The following is an 18,661-nucleotide window of genomic DNA, read 5'->3' as shown; positions in this document are numbered from 1 at the left end:
AAAATCTGCCAAGATTTTTGGCGGGCTCCCTTGCGGGGAGCTCGCCTCGCCATCCCCCTTTCGCGCCCAACATTACGAGGTAAGTAAATGAACCAGGAACTGACGAACAATCCGTTCAACCCCGTCGCGCCCGCCGCCGTCTTCGACGAGATCAAGGTCTCGCTGGCATCGCCCGAGCGCATCCTCAGCTGGTCCTACGGCGAGATCAAGAAGCCCGAGACGATCAACTACCGCACGTTCAAGCCCGAGCGTGACGGCCTCTTCTGCGCGCGCATCTTCGGTCCGATCAAGGATTACGAATGCCTTTGCGGCAAATACAAGCGCATGAAGTATCGCGGCGTCGTCTGCGAGAAATGCGGCGTCGAAGTCACCCTTCAGAAGGTCCGCCGCGAGCGGATGGGCCATATCGAGCTGGCCGCGCCCTGCGCCCATATCTGGTTCCTGAAATCGCTGCCGTCGCGCATCGGTCTCATGCTGGACATGACGCTGCGCGATCTCGAGCGTGTGCTCTATTTCGAGAACTACGTCGTGATCGAGCCGGGCCTGACGGATCTGACCTATGGCCAGATGCTGACCGAAGAGGAATTCATGGACGCGCAGGATGCCTATGGCATCGACGCCTTCACCGCCAATATCGGCGCCGAGGCGATCCGCGACATGCTGGCCCAGATCGACCTCGAGTCAGAGGCCGAGAACCTGCGCGCCGATCTGGCCGAGGCCACGGGCGAGCTGAAGCCCAAGAAGATCATCAAGCGTCTCAAGGTCGTCGAGAGCTTCCTCGAGTCGGGCAACCGTCCCGAGTGGATGGTCATGACCGTGATCCCGGTCATTCCGCCCGAGCTGCGCCCGCTGGTGCCGCTGGACGGGGGCCGTTTCGCGACGTCGGACCTCAACGATCTCTATCGCCGGGTCATCAACCGCAACAACCGCCTCAAGCGGTTGATTGAGCTGCGCGCGCCCGACATCATCGTGCGCAACGAGAAGCGGATGCTTCAGGAATCCGTCGATGCGCTCTTCGACAACGGCCGCCGCGGCCGCGTCATCACCGGCGCCAACAAGCGTCCGCTGAAGTCGCTCAGCGACATGCTGAAAGGCAAGCAGGGTCGCTTCCGCCAGAACCTTCTGGGCAAGCGCGTCGACTTCTCGGGCCGTTCGGTCATCGTGACCGGTCCCGAACTCAAGCTGCATCAGTGCGGCCTGCCCAAGAAGATGGCGCTCGAACTCTTCAAGCCGTTCATTTACTCGCGGCTCGAGGCCAAGGGTCTGTCGAGCACCGTCAAGCAGGCGAAGAAGCTGGTCGAGAAGGAGCGTCCCGAGGTCTGGGACATCCTCGACGAGGTCATTCGCGAGCATCCGGTGATGCTGAACCGCGCGCCGACGCTCCACCGCCTCGGCATCCAGGCGTTCGAGCCGATCCTGATCGAGGGCAAGGCGATCCAGCTTCACCCGCTGGTCTGCTCGGCCTTCAACGCCGACTTCGACGGCGACCAGATGGCCGTGCACGTGCCGCTGAGCCTCGAGGCGCAGCTTGAAGCGCGCGTTCTGATGATGTCGACGAACAACGTCCTCAGCCCCGCCAACGGCGCGCCGATCATCGTTCCGTCGCAGGACATGATCCTCGGGCTCTACTACACCACGCTCGAGCGCAAGGGCATGAAGGGCGAGGGCATGATGTTCGCGTCCATGGACGAGGTGCAGCACGCGCTCGACGCCGGCCATGTGCATCTGCATGCGCGCATCACCGCGCGCATCCCGCAGATCGACGCCGAGGGCAACGAGGTGTTCGAACGCGTCGAGACGACACCGGGCCGCGTGCGGCTCGGCGCGCTCCTGCCCAAGAACGCCAAGGCGCCTTTCAGCCTCGTCAACCGCCTTCTGCGCAAGAAGGAAGTTCAGCAGGTCATCGACACCGTCTACCGCTATTGCGGCCAGAAGGAGTCTGTCATTTTCTGCGACCAGATCATGACGATGGGCTTCCGCGAGGCGTTCCGCGCCGGTATCTCCTTCGGCAAGGACGACATGGTCATTCCCGACAACAAGTGGGAGATCGTCGGCGAGACGCGCGAGCAGGTCAAAGGCTTCGAACAGCAGTACATGGACGGCCTGATCACTCAGGGCGAGAAGTACAACAAGGTGGTCGATGCCTGGTCGAAATGTAACGATCAGGTCACCGAGGCGATGATGAACAACATCTCGTCGGGCAAGACCGACGAGAACGGCGCCGAAGCGGAGCCGAACAGCGTCTACATGATGGCCCATTCGGGCGCGCGTGGCTCGGTCACGCAGATGAAGCAGCTGGGCGGCATGCGCGGCCTGATGGCCAAGCCGAACGGCGACATCATCGAGACGCCGATCATCTCGAACTTCAAGGAAGGTCTGACCGTTCTCGAGTACTTCAACTCGACCCACGGCGCCCGTAAGGGTCTGTCGGACACGGCCCTCAAGACGGCCAACTCCGGCTATCTGACGCGCCGCCTCGTGGACGTCGCTCAGGACTGCATCGTGCGGGAGTACGACTGCGGCACCGAGCGCGCGATCACGACCGAAGCCGCGGTCAACGACGGTGAGGTCGTCTCGTCCATCGGCGAGCGTCTCCTGGGCCGCGTTGCGGCCGAGGACATCCTGCGCCCCGGTACGGACGAGGTGCTGGTCAAGCGCGGTCAGCTCATCGACGAGCTTACCGCCGACGCGGTCGAGGAGGCGGCGGTGCAGACCGCGCGCATCCGCAGCCCGCTGACCTGCGAGGCCGAGGACGGCGTCTGCGCCATGTGCTACGGGCGTGACCTCGCGCGCGGCACGATGGTGAACCAGGGCGAGGCTGTCGGCATCATCGCCGCGCAGTCCATCGGCGAGCCCGGCACGCAGCTGACGATGCGGACCTTCCACATCGGCGGCGTCGCGCAGGGCGGCCAGCAATCCTTCCTTGAAGCCAGCCAGTCGGGCAAGATCGCCTTCGACGGCGAGCAGACGCTCGAGAATTCGGCGGGCGAGACGCTGGTGATGGGCCGCAACATGAAGCTGCTCATCATGGGCGAGGGCGATGTCGAACTGGCGAGCCACAAGCTCGGCTACGGCACGAAGCTGCATGTGAAGGCGGGCGACACGGTAAAGCGCGGCGACAAGCTCTTCGAATGGGATCCCTACACCCTGCCGATCATCGCCGAGAAGTCGGGTATGGCCAAGTTCGTGGACCTCGTGACCGGCGTCGCCGTGCGCGACGAGACGGACGATGCCACCGGCATGACCCAGAAGATCGTCATGGACTGGCGCGCGGCCCCCAAGGGCAACGAGCTCAAGCCCGAGATCTTCATCGTCGGCGACGATGGCGAGCCCGTGCGCAACGAGGCCGGCAACCCCGTCACCTATCCGATGTCCGTGGATGCGATCCTCAGCGTCGAAGAGGGCGATGCGGTCAAGGCGGGCGACGTGGTGGCGCGGATCCCGCGCGAGGGCGCCAAGACCAAGGACATCACCGGCGGTCTGCCGCGTGTGGCCGAGCTCTTCGAGGCGCGCCGTCCCAAGGATCACGCGATCATCGCGGAGATCGACGGCTATGTGCGCTACGGCAAGGACTACAAGAACAAGCGCCGTATCGCGATCGAGCCGACCGACGAGACGCTCGAGACCGTCGAATACATGGTCCCCAAGGGCAAGCACATCCCCGTGCAGGAAGGCGACTACGTCCAGAAGGGCGACTACATCATGGACGGCAATCCCGCGCCGCATGACATCCTCAGCATTCTGGGTGTCGAGGCGCTGGCCGATTACATGATCGACGAAGTCCAGGACGTCTATCGTCTGCAAGGCGTGAAGATCAACGACAAGCACATCGAGGTCATCGTGCGCCAGATGCTGCAGAAGTGGGAGATCCTCGACTCTGGCCAGACCACGCTGCTCAAGGGCGAGCATGTGGACAAGGCCGAGTTCGACGCCGCCAACGAGAAGGCGCTCAAGAAGGGCGTGCGCCCCGCACAGGGCGAGCCGATCCTTCTGGGGATCACCAAGGCGTCGCTGCAAACCCGCAGCTTCATCTCGGCGGCCTCCTTCCAGGAGACGACGCGCGTGCTGACCGAGGCTTCGGTTCAGGGCAAGCGGGACAAGCTTGTCGGCCTCAAGGAGAACGTCATCGTGGGCCGCCTCATCCCGGCGGGCACCGGCGGCGCGACCCAGGAGATGCGCAAGATCGCCGCGGGCCGCGACAACATCGTCATCGAGGCGCGCCGCGAGGAGGCCGAAGCGGCCGCCGCCCTGGCCGCTCCGGTGGTCGAGGAGAGCGATGCGGACACAAGCGCCGAGGATACCGGCGCCGAGTGATCCAAGGCGGATTGAAGATGGAAAAGGCCCCGCAGCGATGCGGGGCCTTTTGCGTTGGGGCCTCTTTTCGTATCGGGACGCCCGCTCAGTAGGGGTTTCGCGGGCTCCGGTCCTGCGAGAGCGATTGCTGGCGCCGCGCGACTAGCAGCTCGATCGCGTCGGCCAGATGCTCGCGCTCGATACTCCGCGCGCCTTGCTCGACCCGGATCCGGTGCGCTTCGATCATCACATCGGCATACCGGCACCCCTCGGGCGGCTCGAACCGGTAGCTGGCGAGCTCCATCCGAAGGCCGAGCGGATCGCGGAAATAGATCGAATCCATGAAGCCGCGATCGACCGGCCCCGAATGCTGCACGCCTCGCGCCTCGAGCCGGGCCGCCACCTGCCAGAAGGTCGCCTGGCTGACGTTCAGGGCGAGGTGATGCAGCGAGCCGACGGCCTCGGGTACGGGGGAGGGATCGGGCTTGCGGTTCTCGTTGGTGAAGATCGTGATGAGCCGCCCATCGCCCGGATCGAAATAGAGATGCCCCTCGTTCGGATCGTCCAGGTTGGGCTGATCGAAGATGAAGGGCATGCCCAGAACGCCCTCCCAGAAATCAATGCTGGTCTGCCGGTCGGCGCCCGTGAAGGTCAGGTGATGCACCCCTTGGGTCTGGATCTTGCGAAGCTCGGTCGCTTGCGTCATCGGCGGTCTCCTCTCGTCTCGGCGGTCCTGTGGTCCAGCTTTCAAGCTGGCGCGCAGGGCGCCGAAGGCAAGGCGGCGCCCTGCGCGTTTCGGGGCTTGTGCGCTTCTCGATTGGCTGCGCAAATGCGCGCATGAAACTGACGGACAACATGATCGGCGCGCTTCTGATGATGGGCGCCATGGCGGCCTATACGATCAACGACACGTTGATGAAGACGCTCGCGGGCACTGTTCCGCTCTTTCAGGTCATCTTCCTGCGCGGCTGCCTGACGAGCGTGGCCGTGGGCGTGATCGCCTGGCGCATGGGCGCCTTCTCGCGCCGCGTCTCGCGCCGCGACTCGGGCGCCATCGCGCTGCGCGTCGCGGGCGAGGTCGCGGGCACCTATTTCTTCCTGACCGCGCTTTATCACATGCCTCTGGCCAACGTGACCGCGATCCTTCAATCGCTGCCTCTGGCCCTCACGCTCGCGGCGGCCGTGTTCCTGCGCGAGCCGGTCGGATGGAAACGCATCACGGCCGTTCTGGCGGGGTTCATCGGTATCCTGATGATCGTGCAGCCGGGTGCCGAGGGCTTCAACGTTTATGCGCTCTACGGTCTCGCTGCCGTGGTCTGCGTCACGGTGCGCGATCTCGCGACGCGCCAGCTTAGCCGCGAGACCTCCTCGATGCTCGTCACCTTCGCGACCTCGGTGACGGTCATGACGGTCTTCGGCATCGCCAGCGCGGCGGACGATTGGGCGCCGATGAGCGCGGAGGCCTGGGCAACCGTGGCCGGGGCGGCGGTGCTCATCATCGCCGGCTATCTGGCCTCGATCATGGTGGTCCGCGTGGGCGAGATCAGCTTTACCGCGCCCTTCCGATACACGGCGATCCTCTGGGCGCTGCTGCTCGGCTGGCTGGTATTCGGTGACTGGCCCGAGCCTCTGGTCCTGCTGGGGGCGGGCATCGTCGTGGCCAGCGGGATCTTCACGCTTTACCGCGAGGCCCGGCTTGGGCGCCAAAAATCTCCCGCACCCGCGCTTCGTCAACGTTGAAACGCGTGCGGAAGAGCTGACGCTGCGCATCGGTGAGCGGCTTGAGGCGGCGGGGGCGGAACTTTGCCTCGCTGTCGTTGTCGGCATGCTTGGCGCGGATATACATCGGCGGATGCGGGTGGATGATCGACGGCATGACGTGATGCAGCTTGTGATGGCCGAAATTCATGATCGTCTTGTCGTCGCCTTCCGCGAAATGCACCGCGAGCCCGCAGGCCCAGAACGAGCTGATGACCTCCTCGGCGATGATGCCCTCCGCCGAGAGCGTCGCGGAATAGCCCGAATTGAATTCGATCGCTGTGCGCGGCTGTCGCCGCCGTAGCCGCCCCGACCGCCGCGCGACCGAGCGCGCCTGTTCGACGAAATCGACGCCCATCGCGTCGTCGTCGTCGAGCCTGAATTGCAGGCTCTCGGGCCGCGCCGCGCCCAACTCGTCCTGAATGGCGATCTGGAGCGCGAGCCGGTGCTTGAGCGGCTCGCAGGGCACGATGCGGATTTGCGGCACATCCGCGCAGAGCGCCTTGAGCCTGCCCATCCAGGGCTCGGGCATGTTGGGGCCGATGATGATGAGGAAGGTGAAGTCCGGATCGGTTTGCGCCGCGACCGACGGCAGGGTCAGCGCCTCGAAATGCGCGAAACGCAGCGCCATGCGGGCGGGCGCGTAGAGATAGGCCTCGCGCTCGGCCACGCTGTCATGCATCCGCTTGAAGCCGCCGAGGGCCGGGTAGGAGAAGCGGCAGACGCCGATCACGCGCATCTCAGGCGCCTTTCGCGAAATGGGCGCGGACATGATCCGCGTCGATATTGTAGAGGCGCCGGAACGCGGCCTCGCCCGCCTCATCCAGAAGCGGCAGGCGCACGGGCTTCACGCCGTCCTTCTGGCGCGAGTCGTTGAACTGGTTGTGCCCGCGCAGCATGATGTCCTCGCCCGGCAGTGTCAGCACCGGCATGACGCGCGCGAGCTTGGCATGGCTGAAATTCATGATGCCGCGCGATGCGCCGGGCGCGACCGCCATGCCGAGCGCCGGGGTCCAGAGCGTCTCGGTCGTCGGTTTGGCGTGGATGCCTTTCGGGCTGATGCGCGCGATATGGCCCTGGTTGAAGTCGATCCCGACATAGCGATGCTGCGCGAGCAGGGGCGCGATGCCGCCCGCCGCCGCGCGCAGCCGCTCCATGAAGGTGACGCCCACGGCATCGTCGTCGTCCATCCGGAACTGGAGCGAGGGCAGGGGGCTTTCCTGCCGCACCGTGTTGATGACCTCCTGCATCACCTGCCGGTGCCGTCCGGGCGCGCGGGGGATCACCACCGCCTGCGGCATGTCCTGCACCAGATCGAGCAGGCGTGTCAGCAGCGCCTCGGGCATGGCGTCTCCGACGACTATGGCCAGGGTGAAGTCGGGATCCGTCTGCGCGCGGAGCGCGGGCAGGGTCATCGTGGCGAAGGTGGCGAAACGCTCGTCCATGCGGACGGGATCGTAGAGGAACGCGGCCCGCGCCTCGGGGCTGTCATGCTCGATCTGGAAGCCGCCGAGGGCGGGGTAGGAAAATCGGCATAGGCCGATGACCTGCATTCGTGCTACGTCCATTTCGGCCCTGCCTGCGCGCGCTGTTCCGGCCCAGACGATGGCAGCGGAACGGCCCCAAGACAAGGCGCGGGCATGGCATTTGAGTGACGCGGCGCGCCTTGCGGTGAAGGCCGCCGATACGCCGGGTGGGGCTGTTGACAACCCCCGCGACTCCCCCTATACGCGCCTCATCCGGTCGCGGGGGTCGCCCCGTATGCCGATATCAGAACTGAAGTGGTCAAGATCCGGGCGCCCGCCGTCCCGATCCTCTGGAAACTCGCCGCGTCCGCACCAGCAAGGGTTGCGATCGCGGTCCTTGCGTATTGCGGACGCGCCATATGCATTTGATTAACCGCATGGGCCAGCCCCGTGCAGACACATGTGTTGAGAGACGGGGAAAGAACCGGAATGCCAACGATCCAACAGTTGATCCGCAAACCGCGGCAGCCGAAAGTTAGAGCGCAGAAATCGCAGCATTTGCAGGGTTGCCCGCAAAAGCGCGGCGTCTGCACACGCGTTTACACCACCACGCCCAAGAAGCCGAACTCGGCCATGCGGAAGGTCGCCAAGGTGCGCCTGACCAATGGCTTCGAGGTCATCAGCTACATCCCGGGCGAGAGCCACAACCTTCAGGAGCACTCGGTGGTCCTGATCCGCGGGGGCCGCGTCAAGGACCTTCCCGGCGTGCGCTACCACATCCTTCGCGGCGTGCTCGACACGCAAGGCGTCAAGGACCGCAAGCAGCGCCGTTCGAAATATGGCGCCAAGCGCCCGAAATAAGAGGATTACCAGATGTCCCGTCGTCACGCCGCCGAGAAGCGCGAAGTTCTGCCCGATGCCAAGTATGGTGACCGGGTTCTGACCAAATTCATGAACAACCTGATGGTCGATGGCAAGAAATCCGCCGCCGAGCGCATCGTCTACAACGCGCTGAGCCGCGTCGAGGACAAGGCCAAGCGCGCGCCGGTCGAGATCTTCCACGAGGCGCTCGATCTGATCAAGCCGTCCGTCGAGGTCCGTTCGCGCCGCGTCGGCGGTGCGACCTACCAGGTCCCCGTCGAAGTGCGCCCCGAGCGCCGCGAGGCCCTGGCGATCCGCTGGCTCATCAACGCGAGCCGCGCACGCAACGAGAACACGATGGAAGAGCGCCTTGCGGGTGAGCTTCTGGACGCGGTCAACAGCCGTGGCAGCGCCGTCAAAAAGCGCGAAGACACTCACAAGATGGCCGACGCGAACAAAGCGTTCAGCCATTACCGTTGGTAAAACAGATACTCTGAGGAAGCAGCCCCATGGCACGCGATTATCCGCTCGAACGCTACCGCAACTTCGGCATCATGGCCCATATCGATGCAGGCAAGACCACCTGCAGCGAGCGCATCCTGTTCTACACAGGCAAGTCTCACAACATCGGTGAGGTGCATGACGGTGCGGCCACGATGGATTGGATGGAGCAGGAGCAGGAGCGTGGCATCACGATCACCTCGGCTGCGACCACCACCTTCTGGCAGTGGCAGGAAGACCCCACCAAGGACGGTACGTCGGACACCAAGTTCCGCATGAACATCATCGACACGCCCGGCCACGTCGACTTCACGATCGAAGTCGAGCGTAGCCTCGCCGTGCTCGACGGTGCCGTCGCGGTTCTCGACGCCAACGCGGGTGTCGAGCCCCAGACCGAGACCGTCTGGCGCCAGGCCGACCGCTACAAGGTTCCGCGCATCGTTTTCGTCAACAAGATGGACAAGATCGGCGCCGACTTCTTCAACTGCGTCAAGATGATCAAGGACCGCACCGGTGCGATCCCCGCCCCGATCCAGATCCCGATCGGCGCGGAGAACGAGCTCGAGGGCATGGTCGATCTCGTCACCATGGAAGAGTGGACCTGGAAGGGCGAGGATCTGGGCGCGTCCTGGACCCGTCAGCCGATCCGCGACGAGCTGAAAGAGCTCGCCGAGGAGTGGCGCGCGAACCTCATCGAGAACGCCGTCGAAATGGACGACGCCGCGATGGAAGCCTATCTCGAAGGCGAGGAGCCTGACGTTCCGACCCTGCGCAAGCTGATCCGCAAGGGTACGCTGTCGATGTCCTTCGTTCCGATCCTCTGCGGCTCGGCCTTCAAGAACAAGGGCGTGCAGCCGCTGCTGAACGCTGTCGTCGATTACCTGCCCAGCCCGCTGGACGTGGTCGACTACATGGGCTTCAGCCCCGATGACGAGACCGAGACCCGCAACATCCCGCGCCGCGCGGATGACAACATGGCGTTCTCGGGCCTCGCGTTCAAAATCATGAACGACCCGTTCGTCGGCTCGCTGACCTTCACGCGCATCTATTCGGGCGTGCTCAAGAAGGGCGACACCGTCCAGAACTCGACCAAGGGCAAGAAGGAGCGCATCGGCCGCATGATGATGATGCACTCGATCAACCGCGAAGAGATCGAAGAAGCCTTCGCCGGCGACATCATCGCGCTGGCCGGTCTCAAGGACACGACCACGGGCGACACGCTTTGCGATCCCAAGGAGCAGGTCGTTCTGGAAACGATGACCTTCCCCGAGCCCGTGATCGAGATCGCGGTCGAGCCGAAGACCAAGGGCGACCAGGAGAAGATGTCCGCGGGCCTCGCACGTCTTGCGGCCGAGGATCCCTCGTTCCGCGTCGAGACCGATATCGAGTCGGGCCAGACGATCATGAAGGGGATGGGCGAGCTTCACCTCGACATTCTCGTCGACCGTCTGCGCCGCGAGTTCAAGGTGGACGCCAATATCGGTGCGCCGCAGGTGGCCTACCGCGAGACGATCAGCCACGAGATCGAGCACACCTACACCCACAAGAAACAGTCGGGTGGTTCGGGTCAGTTCGCCGAGGTCAAGATGGTCATCTCGCCGACCGAGCCGGGCGAAGGCTTCTCCTTCGAGAGCCGCATCGTCGGCGGCACCGTGCCGAAGGAATATATCCCCGGCGTCGAGAAGGGCATCCGTTCCGTCATGGACAGCGGCCCGCTCGCCGGCTTCCCGGTGATCGACTTCAAGGTCGCCCTGATCGACGGCAAGTTCCACGACGTGGACTCCAGCGTCATGGCCTTCGAGATCGCGGCCCGCATGGGCATGCGTGAAGGTCTGCGCAAGGCCGGCGCCAAGCTGCTCGAGCCGATCATGAAGGTCGAGGTCGTCACCCCCGAGGAATACACGGGCGGGATCATCGGCGATCTGACCTCGCGCCGAGGCCAGATCTCGGGGCAGGAGCCGCGCGGCAACGCCATCGCTCTGAACTGCAAGGTGCCGCTGGCGAACATGTTCGGCTACATCAACACCCTGCGGTCGATGTCGTCGGGCCGGGCCCAGTTCACGATGCAGTTCTCGCATTACGAGCCGGTCCCGAGCAACATCTCGGAAGAGATCCAGGCGAAATACGCTTAACCGGGTGGCGGGGGTCTCCCCGCCCTACCCACCACCGTAGGGTGGGCATGTCGCCCACCACCTGACTTGTCAAAAGAGGAGCCACACCATGGCAAAGGAAAAGTTTGACCGCAGCAAACCGCACGTGAACATCGGCACGATCGGTCACGTCGACCACGGCAAGACCACGCTGACGGCTGCGATCACCAAGTATTTCGGCGACTTCCGCGCCTATGACCAGATCGACGGCGCGCCCGAAGAGAAGGCCCGCGGCATCACCATCTCGACCGCTCACGTCGAGTACGAGACCGAGAGCCGTCACTATGCCCACGTCGACTGCCCCGGCCACGCCGACTACGTCAAGAACATGATCACCGGTGCGGCCCAGATGGACGGCGCGATCCTCGTCGTGAACGCGGCCGATGGCCCCATGCCCCAGACCCGCGAGCACATCCTGCTCGGCCGTCAGGTGGGCATCCCCTACATGGTCGTCTACATGAACAAGGTCGACCAGGTGGATGACGAGGAGCTGCTCGAGCTGGTGGAAATGGAAATCCGCGAGCTGCTGTCCAGCTACGAGTATCCCGGCGACGACATCCCCGTCATCCCCGGCTCGGCGCTGCACGCGATGAACGGCACGCAGCCCGAAATCGGCGAAGAGTCGATCCGCAAACTGATGGCCGCCGTGGACGAGTACATCCCGACGCCCGCACGCGCCGTGGACCAGCCCTTCCTGATGCCGGTCGAGGACGTCTTCTCGATCTCCGGTCGTGGTACGGTCGTGACCGGCCGCGTCGAGCGCGGTGTCATCAACGTCGGCGACGAAATCGAGATCGTCGGCCTGAAGGACACCAAGAAGACCACCTGCACCGGCGTGGAAATGTTCCGCAAGCTGCTGGATCGCGGTGAAGCAGGCGACAACATCGGCGCCCTGCTGCGCGGCATCGACCGTGAAGGCGTCGAGCGCGGCCAGGTTCTGTGCAAGCCGAAGTCGGTCACGCCCCACACCAAGTTCGAGGCGGAAGCCTACATCCTGAACAAGGAAGAGGGTGGCCGTCACACGCCGTTCTTCGCCAACTACCGTCCGCAGTTCTACTTCCGCACCACGGACGTGACCGGCACCGTCGTTCTTCCCGAAGGCACCGAAATGGTGATGCCGGGCGACAACCTTCAGTTCAACGTCGAGCTGATCGCCCCGATCGCCATGGAAGAGGGTCTGCGCTTCGCGATCCGCGAAGGTGGCCGCACCGTCGGCGCCGGCGTCGTCTCGAAGATCGTCGAATAATCATCCCGGGCGGGCGCCGTGCCCGCCCCAAGGGTTCGATGAGGGAGGCCGGGTGGTCCGGCCTCCCTCCTATCAACTCCAATGCCGCGAAAGGCTAGACCAATGCAAAGCCAGAACATTCGCATTCGGCTCAAGGCGTTCGACTACCGCGTACTGGATGCCAGCACGCAGGAAATCGTCAACACCGCGAAGCGCACGGGCGCCGACGTCCGTGGGCCCATCCCGCTGCCGAACAAGATTGAAAAATTCACCGTTCTGCGTGGCCCCCACGTGAACAAGAAGTCCCGCGATCAATGGGAGATCCGCACGCACAAGCGCCTGCTGGATATCGTTGATCCGACGCCCCAGACCGTGGACGCGCTGATGAAGCTCGACCTCGCCGCCGGCGTCGACGTGCAGATTTCGGTTTAAGGAGGGCAGTCGTTATGTTGCGCTCTGGCGTTATCGCAAAGAAGGTGGGCATGACCCGTCTTTTCATGGAAGACGGCCGGCAGGTTCCTGTCACCGTTCTTCAACTGGACAAGCTTCAGGTCGTCGCGCAGCGCACGGCCGAAACCCACGGTTACTCGGCCGTTCAGCTGGGCGCAGGCTCGGCCAAGGCCAAGCGGACCTCCAAGGCCATGCGCGGTCACTTCGCCGCGGCCAAGGTCGAGCCCAAGCGCAAGATCGCGGAATTCCGCGTGGCGCCCGAGGCGATGATCGCGGTCGGCGAGGAGATCACCGCCAACCATTACTTCGAAGGTCAGTTCGTGGACGTCTGCGGCACCTCGATCGGTAAGGGTTTCGCCGGTGCCATGAAGCGTCACAACTTCCGTGGTCTTGAAATGACCCACGGTGTGTCGATCAGCCACCGCTCCCACGGCTCGACCGGCCAGTGCCAGGACCCCGGCAAGGTGTTCAAGGGCAAGAAGATGGCCGGCCACATGGGTGCCGCGCGGATCACCACGCAGAACCTGCAAGTGGTCAAGACCGATGCGGGCCGCGGCCTCATCATGGTCAAGGGCGCCGTTCCCGGCTCCAAGGGCGGCTGGGTGACGATCAAGGATGCGGTGAAAAAGCCGTTCCCCGAGAACGCCATCATCCCCGCCGCGCTGAAATCGGCAGCCGAAGAGGCCGAGAAGGCCGCAGCCGAGGCAGCCGCAGCCGCAGCCGCCGAGGAAGAAGCAGCCGCCAAGGCCGCAGCCGAGGCGCAGGCCGCCGAGGAGGCAGCCGCCGAGAAGGAGGCCGAGGCCGAGATCGAGGCAGAGAAGGACGCGGGTGTGGATCCGTCCAACGAGAAGGATAGCGAAGCATGAAACTCGACATGATCAAACTGGACGGCAGCAAGGCCGGCTCGGTCGATCTGGGCGAAGACATCTTCGACCTCGATCCGCGTGCCGATATCCTGCACCGTGTCGTCCGCTGGCAGCGCAACAAGGCGCAGCAGGGCACGCACAAGGTCAAGACGCGCTCGGAAGTCAGCTACTCGACCAAGAAGATCTATCGCCAGAAGGGCACCGGCGGCGCACGCCACGGCGCGCGTTCGGCTCCGATCTTCCGCAAGGGTGGTATCTACAAGGGCCCGACGCCGCGCAGCCATGCGCATGATCTGCCCAAGAAGGTCCGCGCGCTCGGTCTCAAGCATGCCCTGAGCGCCAAGGCGCGCGCAGGCGAGCTCGTGATCATCGAGAACGTGTCGGGCGTGACCAAGACGGGCGCCCTGGCCAAGCAGATCAAGGATCTGGGCTGGAAGCGCGCGCTGGTCATCGACGGCGCCGAGGTCAATGCAGACTTCGCCAAGGCCGCGCGCAACATCGAGGGTCTGGACGTCCTGCCGACCATCGGTGCGAACGTCTATGACATCCTCAAGCGTGACACGCTGGTGATCACGAAGGCGGGTGTCGAAGCACTGGAGGCACGACTGAAATGAGCGCGAAACCCGAACATTACGACGTGATCCGCAAGCCCGTCGTGACCGAGAAGGCCACGATGGCGTCCGAGAACGGCGCCGTCGTCTTCGAAGTGGCGATCGACAGCAACAAGCCCCAGATCAAGGAGGCCGTCGAGGCGCTCTTCGGTGTGAAGGTGAAGGCCGTGAACACGACCATCACCAAGGGCAAGTCCAAGCGCTTCCGCGGCCAGATGGGCCGCCGCGCGGACGTCAAGAAGGCGTATGTCACGCTGGAAGAAGGCAACACGATCGACGTGACCACCGGTCTCTGACGTCTTGTTGGTTTGAAGAATTGGAAAACCCCGGCTGTAGTGGCCGGGGTTTTTTTGTGGTCATATTGGATTCAATTGCGTCACACTTCCTGTTGAAACCAACCGGTGCGTCGGCTGCAGAAATTCGCACTACTTACCTCAATTGAGGGAATAAAAGAGCAATTGAATGGAAGAGTTTGTTCGCCTCTATAAAAATATCCACAAACACTGCAGCTATTACTGTCGGCATCTTGGCCATCTAAAAGGCCTGATCGGCAATGACGATTGGATAAGGGTCGTTGACGGCTCAATGTCAGGGCGCGCATTAGCTCTCGGCAACAGCGAGATCATTAACGCACTCGTTCTCTTCAACACGCGGATGTTTGATACCGGGCGCGATGCAATCACCATCCATAGTCTTTGCAGAAATTTGCCGTCGGACTTGGAAATAGAGCAGTATCACTCGGAAAGGATGGCAAAAATAGGTATTACCTATGAAATTGAACGTTATTTTGCGGCCAAGCGTCAATTCGTCGAATTAAATCGGCGTGTTAGGAATAACTCTACGTTATCTCAGCTGAAGTCTTTGAGAGACTATACGTTAGCTCACAATATTGATCCAAAAACTAAATTTGATAGAGCAACTTTGAAAGATCTACTCGACCTGACTGAGCGGGTGCATGAAATAGTGGATCAAGCCGGATATATTGTTGAAAGCTCCCGGAACGTTTACCGGGACTTTCCAAAACGAGCTGAAAAAGAAACTAGGATGCTGTGTGCTGCGCTTCCAATGCTAGCAAGTATCGAACGAGAATAGATCGATGCGGCAGTAGGGTCCGCAGTGTCGATCGGTGAAGTGTTGCTTAACAACTCCTGGCTCGGAGAGCTGGCGCCATGGGGCAGGGGGCACGCGGCCCACCCAGCCAATCGCCTTTCGCACCTTATCCGCTTGACCCTCCGCGCGGTCTTTACTACACGGACCCATCACGGCAGCCCCGGATTCGTCCGGGGCTTCGTTTTCGTTCACTCGAACGATCTAGCCGGGCACCTACGGGGGCCTATACCAATGGCGGGCCAGGCCCGCCCCACATAGGCGAAACACGTTTCGCCACTGCTAAACGGAAGACAGAAAGCATGGCACTCAAGTCGTATAAGCCAACGACGCCGGGCCAGCGCGGGCTGGTGCTGATCGACCGTTCGGAGCTGTACAAAGGACGCCCCGTCAAGGCCCTCACCGAGGGTCTGACCAAGTCGGGCGGCCGGAACAACACCGGACGTATCACATCGCGTCGTCGCGGGGGTGGGGCGAAGCGCCTCTACCGGATCGTTGATTTCAAGCGCAACAAGTTCGACATGGGCGCGACCGTCGAGCGGATCGAATACGATCCGAACCGGACCGCGTTCATCGCCCTCATCAAGTACGACGATGGCGAGCAGACCTATATCCTGGCGCCCCAGCGCCTCGCGATCGGCGACAAGATCTATTCCGGCGCCAAGGTCGACATCAAGCCCGGCAACTGCATGCCGTTCTCGGGCATGCCGATCGGCACGATCGTGCACAACATCGAGCTGAAGCCCGGCAAGGGCGGCCAGATCGCACGCGCCGCGGGCACCTATGCCCAGTTCGTCGGCCGTGACGGTGGCTATGCCCAGATCCGCCTCAGCTCGGGCGAGCTTCGTCTCGTGCGGCAGGAGTGCAAGGCGACGGTTGGCGCGGTCTCGAACCCCGACAACTCGAACCAGAATTTCGGCAAGGCTGGCCGGATGCGCCATTACGGCGTGCGCCCGTCCGTTCGCGGTGTCGTCATGAACCCGATCGACCACCCGCATGGCGGTGGCGAGGGCCGGACGTCGGGTGGTCGCCACCCCGTCACGCCCTGGGGCAAGCCGACCAAGGGTGCGCGCACCCGCAACAAGAACAAGGCGTCGCAGAAGCTCATCATCCGCTCGCGTCACGCCAAGAAGAAGGGCCGTTAACACATGGCACGTTCTGTATGGAAAGGCCCCTTCGTGGATGCTTACGTCCTGAAAAAGGCCGAAGCATCGCGCGAATCCGGGCGCAATGAAGTCATCAAGATATGGTCGCGCCGCTCGACGATCCTGCCCCAGTTCGTGGGCCTGACGTTCGGCGTCTACAACGGCAAGAAGCATATCCCTGTCAACGTCACCGAGGACATGATCGGTCAGAAGTTCGGCGAGTACTCGCCGACCCGGACCTATTACGGTCATGCCGCGGACAAAAAAGCGAAGCGGAAGTAAGTCATGGGCAAGGAAAAGAACCCCCGCCGCGTGGCAGACAACGAAGCCCGGTCCAAGCTCCGGATGCTTCGCACCAGCCCGCAGAAACTCAATCTTCTCGCGCAGCTCATCCGCGGCAAGAAGGTGGACAAGGCCCTCACGGACCTCACCTTCAGCCAGAAGCGGATCGCCGAGGATGTGCGCAAGTGCCTCCAGTCGGCCATCGCCAATGCCGAGAACAACCACAATCTGGACGTCGATGAGCTTGTCGTGGCCGAGGCCTATGTCGGCAAGAACCTCGTGATGAAGCGCGGCCGTCCGCGCGCCCGCGGCCGGTTCGGCGCCCTGCGCAAGCCGTTCTCGGAAATCACGATCATCGTGCGTCAAGTCGAGGAGCAAGCCTGATGGGTAACAAAGTCAATCCGATCGGCATGCGCCTGCAGGTGAACCGCACCTGGGACAGCCGCTGGTACGCCGACACCAAGGACTACGGCAACCTCCTGCTCGAGGACATCGCCATGCGCGAGTTCATCAAGCGCGAGTGCAAGCAGGCCGGCGTCAGCCGCGTCATCATCGAGCGTCCGCACAAGAAGTGCCGCGTGACGGTGCACACGGCCCGCCCCGGCGTCATCATCGGCAAGAAAGGCGCGGATATCGAGACGCTGCGCAAGAAGCTGGCCGCGATGACCGACAGCGAGCTGCACCTCAACATCGTCGAAGTGCGCAAGCCCGAGCTGGATGCCGCGCTGGTGGGTGAGAGCATCGCCCAGCAGCTGGAGCGCCGGGTCAGCTTCCGCCGTGCGATGAAGCGCGCCGTGCAGAACGCGATGCGCATGGGTGCCCTCGGCATCCGCGTGAACCTCGCCGGCCGCCTCGGCGGCGCCGAGATCGCCCGGACCGAATGGTATCGCGAAGGCCGCGTTCCGCTGCACACGCTGCGGGCCGATATCGATTACGCGCATGTCGAGGCGCTCACCGCCTACGGCATCATCGGGATCAAGACCTGGATCTTCAAAGGCGAGATCATGGACCACGACCCCAGCGCGCGTGACCGCAAGGCTCAGGAACTTCAGGATGGCCCGGCACCTCGCGGTGCAGGCGGTCGTCGCTAAGGGGGAATGACAGATGCTACAACCGAAACGCACTAAATTCCGCAAGCAGTTCAAGGGCCGCATCAAGGGCGAAGCCAAGGGCGGCTCGGACCTGAACTTTGGCTCCTTCGGCCTCAAGGCCACGCAGCCCGAGCGCATCACGGCACGTCAGATCGAAGCGGCACGCCGCGCGATGACGCGCCACATGAAGCGTCAGGGCCGTGTCTGGATCCGGATCTTCCCGGACCTGCCGGTGACGTCGAAGCCGACCGAAGTCCGTATGGGTAAGGGTAAAGGCTCGGTCGATTACTGGGCCGCCCGCGTCAAGCCGGGCCGCGTGATGTTCGAGATCGACGGCGTCAGCGAAGAGATCGCCTTCGAGGCCCTGCGCCTCGCCGCGATGAAGCTGCCGATCAAGACCCGCGTGGTGGTCCGCGAGGACTGGTAACATCATTCGCTTGCGAATGACGCGGGCGGGGACGCGATTGGCGAAGCCAATTGCGGCCGCACCACGGTAGAGAAGTTGAGAATGCCCCTGCTTAAAGTTCAGCGGGGGCATTTCTTGTTTACAGCGGAGATTGAATTGCGAAATTGCGTAGAAATGTTGACCGCCTTTTTAGTGGTGACGTTCGTATTTGCAGTTGCATTTCTCTATCAGCATGGATGGTACGACGCGAGCTACGGTGGACGTTATCCGTGGGCGGTGTTTTTTACAGGATTAGGCGCGGCCGCTGTACCAGCGTTTATTGCGGCAATAATATCTTTTCTTCTGAGAATTTTTTCCCGCACAGCGGATTTTTCTGCCACTTGGGTGAAAGTTTTCGGCGTAGTTTCGTTAATTTTCTTATGGCTGTTGGTCGGCCTTTGAGTATGAAA

20 protein-coding genes are annotated in these 18,661 nt (G+C 63.0%); 17 read left to right on the top strand and 3 right to left on the bottom strand.

Going from position 1 to position 18,661, the window contains the following annotated elements; all coding sequences use genetic code 11:
- Positions 1–87 precede the first annotated feature (87 nt).
- A complete protein-coding gene (gene rpoC, locus ACGRVM_RS07655) occupies positions 88–4,314 on the top strand; it encodes a DNA-directed RNA polymerase subunit beta' (protein WP_377171217.1) in 4,227 nt (1,408 codons plus the stop codon).
- Between the two features lie 85 nt (positions 4,315–4,399).
- On the opposite strand, the gene ACGRVM_RS07650 is transcribed toward rpoC, so the two are convergent.
- Positions 4,400–4,999 (bottom strand): VOC family protein, encoded by a 600-nt coding sequence (locus ACGRVM_RS07650; protein WP_377171219.1) that lies wholly within the window; start codon positions 4,997–4,999, stop codon positions 4,400–4,402.
- Between the two features lie 131 nt (positions 5,000–5,130).
- Here ACGRVM_RS07650 and ACGRVM_RS07645 point away from each other — a divergent pair, with 131 nt between their 5' ends.
- Positions 5,131–6,033 (top strand): DMT family transporter, encoded by a 903-nt coding sequence (locus tag ACGRVM_RS07645; protein WP_377171221.1) that lies wholly within the window; start codon positions 5,131–5,133, stop codon positions 6,031–6,033.
- Here the strand turns inward: ACGRVM_RS07645 and ACGRVM_RS07640 are convergent.
- Together ACGRVM_RS07640 and ACGRVM_RS07635 are read right to left on the bottom strand one after the other, a co-directional pair.
- A complete protein-coding gene (locus ACGRVM_RS07640; RefSeq protein ID WP_377171223.1) occupies positions 5,966–6,790 on the bottom strand; it encodes a putative rhamnosyl transferase in 825 nt (274 codons plus the stop codon). The two genes, ACGRVM_RS07645 and ACGRVM_RS07640, sit on opposite strands and share 68 nt — an antisense overlap.
- A gap of 1 nt (position 6,791) precedes the next feature.
- Positions 6,792–7,619 (bottom strand): putative rhamnosyl transferase, encoded by an 828-nt coding sequence (locus tag ACGRVM_RS07635; protein ID WP_377171225.1) that lies wholly within the window; start codon positions 7,617–7,619, stop codon positions 6,792–6,794.
- A 387-nt stretch (positions 7,620–8,006) separates the two neighbouring features.
- Here ACGRVM_RS07635 and rpsL point away from each other — a divergent pair, with 387 nt between their 5' ends.
- The 15 genes from rpsL (at position 8,007) to ACGRVM_RS07560 (ending at position 18,653) form a co-directional block, all read left to right on the top strand.
- Positions 8,007–8,378 (top strand): 30S ribosomal protein S12, encoded by a 372-nt coding sequence (gene rpsL / locus ACGRVM_RS07630; RefSeq protein ID WP_076532270.1) that lies wholly within the window; start codon positions 8,007–8,009, stop codon positions 8,376–8,378.
- A gap of 12 nt (positions 8,379–8,390) precedes the next feature.
- Positions 8,391–8,861, top strand: coding sequence for a 30S ribosomal protein S7 (gene rpsG / locus ACGRVM_RS07625; RefSeq protein ID WP_377171227.1), 471 nt, complete (start codon positions 8,391–8,393; stop codon positions 8,859–8,861).
- Between the two features lie 26 nt (positions 8,862–8,887).
- Positions 8,888–11,011: an elongation factor G gene (fusA, locus tag ACGRVM_RS07620; RefSeq protein WP_377171229.1), complete on the top strand. Its 2,124-nt coding sequence runs from the start codon at positions 8,888–8,890 to the stop codon at positions 11,009–11,011.
- Between the two features lie 88 nt (positions 11,012–11,099).
- Positions 11,100–12,275: an elongation factor Tu gene (gene tuf, locus ACGRVM_RS07615; protein ID WP_377171231.1), complete on the top strand. Its 1,176-nt coding sequence runs from the start codon at positions 11,100–11,102 to the stop codon at positions 12,273–12,275.
- Between the two features lie 102 nt (positions 12,276–12,377).
- On the top strand, positions 12,378–12,686 hold the full coding sequence (rpsJ, locus tag ACGRVM_RS07610) for a 30S ribosomal protein S10 (protein WP_076532278.1): 309 nt from the start codon (positions 12,378–12,380) through the stop codon (positions 12,684–12,686).
- A 14-nt stretch (positions 12,687–12,700) separates the two neighbouring features.
- Positions 12,701–13,570: a 50S ribosomal protein L3 gene (rplC, locus tag ACGRVM_RS07605; RefSeq protein WP_377171233.1), complete on the top strand. Its 870-nt coding sequence runs from the start codon at positions 12,701–12,703 to the stop codon at positions 13,568–13,570.
- Complete coding sequence (gene rplD / locus ACGRVM_RS07600) at positions 13,567–14,184, top strand: 50S ribosomal protein L4 (RefSeq protein ID WP_377171235.1); 618 nt, start codon at positions 13,567–13,569, stop codon at positions 14,182–14,184. The genes rplC and rplD overlap by 4 nt, the downstream gene beginning before the upstream one ends.
- Positions 14,181–14,477, top strand: a complete 297-nt coding sequence (locus ACGRVM_RS07595) for a 50S ribosomal protein L23 (RefSeq protein ID WP_377171237.1) — start codon at positions 14,181–14,183, stop codon at positions 14,475–14,477. The genes rplD and ACGRVM_RS07595 overlap by 4 nt, the downstream gene beginning before the upstream one ends.
- 166 nt (positions 14,478–14,643) lie before the next feature.
- The gene (locus ACGRVM_RS07590) at positions 14,644–15,273 is read left to right on the top strand and encodes an AbiU2 domain-containing protein (RefSeq protein WP_377171239.1); all 630 of its coding nucleotides are present in this window, start codon (positions 14,644–14,646) and stop codon (positions 15,271–15,273) included.
- A 317-nt stretch (positions 15,274–15,590) separates the two neighbouring features.
- Positions 15,591–16,433, top strand: coding sequence for a 50S ribosomal protein L2 (gene rplB, locus ACGRVM_RS07585; RefSeq protein ID WP_377171241.1), 843 nt, complete (start codon positions 15,591–15,593; stop codon positions 16,431–16,433).
- A 3-nt stretch (positions 16,434–16,436) separates the two neighbouring features.
- The gene (rpsS, locus tag ACGRVM_RS07580) at positions 16,437–16,715 is read left to right on the top strand and encodes a 30S ribosomal protein S19 (RefSeq protein WP_055295568.1); all 279 of its coding nucleotides are present in this window, start codon (positions 16,437–16,439) and stop codon (positions 16,713–16,715) included.
- 3 nt (positions 16,716–16,718) lie between these two features.
- Positions 16,719–17,099 (top strand): 50S ribosomal protein L22, encoded by a 381-nt coding sequence (rplV, locus tag ACGRVM_RS07575; protein ID WP_076532290.1) that lies wholly within the window; start codon positions 16,719–16,721, stop codon positions 17,097–17,099.
- Positions 17,099–17,806: a 30S ribosomal protein S3 gene (gene rpsC, locus ACGRVM_RS07570; RefSeq protein ID WP_377171244.1), complete on the top strand. Its 708-nt coding sequence runs from the start codon at positions 17,099–17,101 to the stop codon at positions 17,804–17,806. The genes rplV and rpsC overlap by 1 nt, the downstream gene beginning before the upstream one ends.
- A 13-nt stretch (positions 17,807–17,819) precedes the next feature.
- Positions 17,820–18,233 carry a 50S ribosomal protein L16 gene (rplP, locus tag ACGRVM_RS07565; protein ID WP_377171246.1) on the top strand — a complete coding sequence of 138 codons (414 nt, stop codon included), beginning with the start codon at positions 17,820–17,822 and terminating at the stop codon, positions 18,231–18,233.
- An 81-nt stretch (positions 18,234–18,314) separates the two neighbouring features.
- The gene (locus tag ACGRVM_RS07560) at positions 18,315–18,653 is read left to right on the top strand and encodes a hypothetical protein (protein WP_377171248.1); all 339 of its coding nucleotides are present in this window, start codon (positions 18,315–18,317) and stop codon (positions 18,651–18,653) included.
- Positions 18,654–18,661: the final 8 nt, after the last annotated feature.

It is taken from the genome of Roseovarius aquimarinus (assembly GCF_043661195.1).
Classification (GTDB): domain Bacteria; phylum Pseudomonadota; class Alphaproteobacteria; order Rhodobacterales; family Rhodobacteraceae; genus Roseovarius; species Roseovarius aquimarinus.
The sequence above is the reverse complement of the archived record's forward strand: the minus strand, read 5'-3'. Positions and strand labels throughout refer to the sequence as shown.

Excerpts from the sequence above, each read along its gene's own strand:
- rpsJ (WP_076532278.1), top strand. The coding sequence starts at position 12,378 with ATGCAAAGCCAGAACATTCGCATTCGGCTCAAGGCGTTCGACTACCGC.
- rpsL (WP_076532270.1), top strand. The coding sequence starts at position 8,007 with ATGCCAACGATCCAACAGTTGATCCGCAAACCGCGGCAGCCGAAAGTT.
- ACGRVM_RS07590 (WP_377171239.1), top strand. The coding sequence starts at position 14,644 with ATGGAAGAGTTTGTTCGCCTCTATAAAAATATCCACAAACACTGCAGC.
- ACGRVM_RS07635 (WP_377171225.1), bottom strand. The coding sequence starts at position 7,619 with ATGGACGTAGCACGAATGCAGGTCATCGGCCTATGCCGATTTTCCTAC.
- ACGRVM_RS07560 (WP_377171248.1), top strand. The coding sequence starts at position 18,315 with ATGCCCCTGCTTAAAGTTCAGCGGGGGCATTTCTTGTTTACAGCGGAG.
- tuf (WP_377171231.1), top strand. The coding sequence starts at position 11,100 with ATGGCAAAGGAAAAGTTTGACCGCAGCAAACCGCACGTGAACATCGGC.
- rpsG (WP_377171227.1), top strand. The coding sequence starts at position 8,391 with ATGTCCCGTCGTCACGCCGCCGAGAAGCGCGAAGTTCTGCCCGATGCC.
- ACGRVM_RS07645 (WP_377171221.1), top strand. The coding sequence starts at position 5,131 with ATGAAACTGACGGACAACATGATCGGCGCGCTTCTGATGATGGGCGCC.
- ACGRVM_RS07595 (WP_377171237.1), top strand. The coding sequence starts at position 14,181 with ATGAGCGCGAAACCCGAACATTACGACGTGATCCGCAAGCCCGTCGTG.
- rplV (WP_076532290.1), top strand. The coding sequence starts at position 16,719 with ATGGGCAAGGAAAAGAACCCCCGCCGCGTGGCAGACAACGAAGCCCGG.
- rplD (WP_377171235.1), top strand. The coding sequence starts at position 13,567 with ATGAAACTCGACATGATCAAACTGGACGGCAGCAAGGCCGGCTCGGTC.
- ACGRVM_RS07640 (WP_377171223.1), bottom strand. The coding sequence starts at position 6,790 with ATGCGCGTGATCGGCGTCTGCCGCTTCTCCTACCCGGCCCTCGGCGGC.
- rplC (WP_377171233.1), top strand. The coding sequence starts at position 12,701 with ATGTTGCGCTCTGGCGTTATCGCAAAGAAGGTGGGCATGACCCGTCTT.
- rpoC (WP_377171217.1), top strand. The coding sequence starts at position 88 with ATGAACCAGGAACTGACGAACAATCCGTTCAACCCCGTCGCGCCCGCC.
- fusA (WP_377171229.1), top strand. The coding sequence starts at position 8,888 with ATGGCACGCGATTATCCGCTCGAACGCTACCGCAACTTCGGCATCATG.
- rpsC (WP_377171244.1), top strand. The coding sequence starts at position 17,099 with ATGGGTAACAAAGTCAATCCGATCGGCATGCGCCTGCAGGTGAACCGC.
- rpsS (WP_055295568.1), top strand. The coding sequence starts at position 16,437 with ATGGCACGTTCTGTATGGAAAGGCCCCTTCGTGGATGCTTACGTCCTG.
- ACGRVM_RS07650 (WP_377171219.1), bottom strand. The coding sequence starts at position 4,999 with ATGACGCAAGCGACCGAGCTTCGCAAGATCCAGACCCAAGGGGTGCAT.
- rplB (WP_377171241.1), top strand. The coding sequence starts at position 15,591 with ATGGCACTCAAGTCGTATAAGCCAACGACGCCGGGCCAGCGCGGGCTG.
- rplP (WP_377171246.1), top strand. The coding sequence starts at position 17,820 with ATGCTACAACCGAAACGCACTAAATTCCGCAAGCAGTTCAAGGGCCGC.